Raw genomic sequence first — 2,146 nt, 5'->3', positions numbered from 1 at the left:
GGCAGTCTGCCAGCATCGGATAGGGAATCACATGCGGGTGAATGCTGAATTATGCGGGGTGGTTTATGGGCTGCATCCTTGACCCGGAACGACTGGGTATGGGGATGCCCCTTGCCCGCCGGTCGACCGACAGCGTGTCTCAGACGCGGATGCAGTGCCCGCGGACCTTGCGGGAATAGGTCTTGCGGAAGAGTTCGGACTCGATGGCGCGGAGGTGGAACTCGGGGTCGCGGCGGCGGTAGAGCCTGTAAGCGTCGTCCAGCCTGTGCAGGTTCTCCGGGAGCAGCAGCCCAGAGTTGCGCAGCAGTCCGGCCAGGCTGCGGACCGTGTAGGCCCCACGGCTGAAGCCGAAGAGAAAGATGTCGTCGCCTTCCTCGTACAGTTCAATCAGAAAGCGGTACGCCTGCAGGATGTTCCGCGAAATCCCCACCCCCGAAACCCCGCCCCGTAACCTGTCGTACCAGTGCGTGCCCACCCCAGTATCGTAGTAGAGCATCTGCCGCCTGCCGTCCCCGGCGTACGGCGCTACGGCCATGGCGAGCATGGTCACGTTGGTCGGACAAACCACCCCGTCATCCTTCTGGTCCGGGGTGTTCCACGTGCCGTCGCAGCAGACGACGATGCGTTTGGACATGCAACCTCCTCGATGAATCGTTTGAAACCGGCGGAGCCGGGCATGGCTGCAGGATTTCATGCCGTGCGGGGGATGGTGAAGGCCCTGCGGCCTTGCCGCTTTTGTCCTCCGCACGGACGGATGGCTGCAAAGCGGCCAGCAGCTTCAACAGGAGATTGCTACGTGATTTGTGCAGGAGATGAATCGGGATGTGTCATGAAATGTTCCGGGAAATGCTTGCGGAAAATAACTATGAGATTGGTTGGCTTCGGGTGATGGGCTTGGAGCGCAGTCAACGCTTCTTGGCGATAATCAGCACAGGGGATACGTATGTAATGCGTACTCGTAATGACTGTATGACATCAGGAAATTTGTTGTCTGCGTGCTGCATGTGATGTATGCGCAACTAAATTTTGTAATCATTGATCCGTGTCGGAGGCAATGATGCATCAACGGCAGGGCAGAGAAGTCGAAAGCGGTTCCGAGGGCCGGAAAGAGAGCGGTTTTTCCGTCTGGCGGCTGGATGACAACAACAACGAGTTTCTGGTTCGGGACGGTTTGACTGAGGAAGAGGCCCTGGCGCTGGTTCGTGAGTATGAGGGACGGGGGCATAGGCAGGCGTATTGGGTGGAAAAAGAGACCAGGGCTGCTGGTTCTGTGAAATCCACTGCTTCCTGACGGTTCAAGAAGATGAGCCAAAGGAAGAACCGACCCCTTTTCCAAACGGACCTGCTTCAGGCGCTGGCGGCAGGCCCCGTCCTGCTTCCTCTACACGCCGGGATCGAAAGCTCGGCGGCGCTCGACGATGGCCAGGTACATCGCGCCTCTGTCATGTGCCGCCCCGCCTGTTCCTGCTCAGAAGAATCGGGGGGAAATTGGTGGCGGGAAGCCATTTCACATCTGAATAGATGACGAAATCCCCGCCTTTGCCGTGCTTTTCTCTGTATTGACGAAAATCGTGATTGAAGACGTGAAATACAGGCTCGTTGATCTGGAGGACGTGTGCGCCGACCAGGGATGTGTTGGCAGACAGACGTGAGGTCATCTCGGCTTTTCCCAAAGCCTTGCTCTTGGTCCAGCAGCCGAGGGGCTGGACAATTGTTTCGAATTCATAAATATCCTTCAGGTATACACCTACATGCTCGATGACGAATAATTCCATGTATTTGTCGCGATGTACGTGACCGACGACCGCCAGTTGCACCATTCCTTTCCCGATTGCTCCGTAAAAATCGTCGATTGTGTCTGTAAGTTTGCCGAAGCGTTTTGTCTGTATCTGGCATGTCGCATTCAGTTCTCGGGCCGTCATTGAGGTATTTCCTAGTCTTGGAGTCGTTGTTGGCCACCCGTAACGTTTCAGTTTTACTTCAAGAGCCTTCGCAGATGCTTTTGTTGAATAATTATTTATTATGCTGGCGCATGCTTCCGCGAAGCGATCGAATTGAAGAGCCCAATCCATGGTTACAATCTCATCGTCGTAATGTTGTGATGGTATGGAGGTCGGATAACGATCGTATGTATCTCTCAAGTCAT

Annotated in this window: 3 protein-coding genes; 1 reads left to right on the top strand and 2 read right to left on the bottom strand. The window is 55.3% G+C overall.

All coding sequences use genetic code 11. The features are described from left to right. Positions 1-139: 139 nt before the first annotated feature. A complete protein-coding gene (locus tag G394_RS19595) occupies positions 140-634 on the bottom strand; it encodes a phospholipase effector Tle1 domain-containing protein (protein ID WP_051307256.1) in 495 nt (164 codons plus the stop codon). A 423-nt stretch (positions 635-1,057) separates the two neighbouring features. On the opposite strand from G394_RS19595, the gene G394_RS19590 reads away from it, so the two are divergent. Beyond that, on the top strand, positions 1,058-1,291 hold the full coding sequence (locus G394_RS19590) for a hypothetical protein (RefSeq protein WP_043776283.1): 234 nt from the start codon (positions 1,058-1,060) through the stop codon (positions 1,289-1,291). Between the two features lie 151 nt (positions 1,292-1,442). On the opposite strand, the gene G394_RS0115920 is transcribed toward G394_RS19590, so the two are convergent. Beyond that, positions 1,443-2,146: DUF6402 family protein (locus G394_RS0115920; RefSeq protein ID WP_211226313.1), on the bottom strand; the 704-nt coding region annotated here is incomplete at its 5' end.

The organism is Desulfomicrobium escambiense DSM 10707 (assembly GCF_000428825.1).
Classification (GTDB): Bacteria; Desulfobacterota; Desulfovibrionia; order Desulfovibrionales; family Desulfomicrobiaceae; genus Desulfomicrobium; species Desulfomicrobium escambiense.
This window is presented reverse-complemented; position numbering and strand designations above follow the sequence as displayed.

Coding starts and splice junctions, on each gene's coding strand:
- G394_RS19595 (WP_051307256.1), bottom strand. CDS start 634: ATGTCCAAACGCATCGTCGTCTGCTGCGACGGCACGTGGAACACCCCG.
- G394_RS19590 (WP_043776283.1), top strand. CDS start 1,058: ATGCATCAACGGCAGGGCAGAGAAGTCGAAAGCGGTTCCGAGGGCCGG.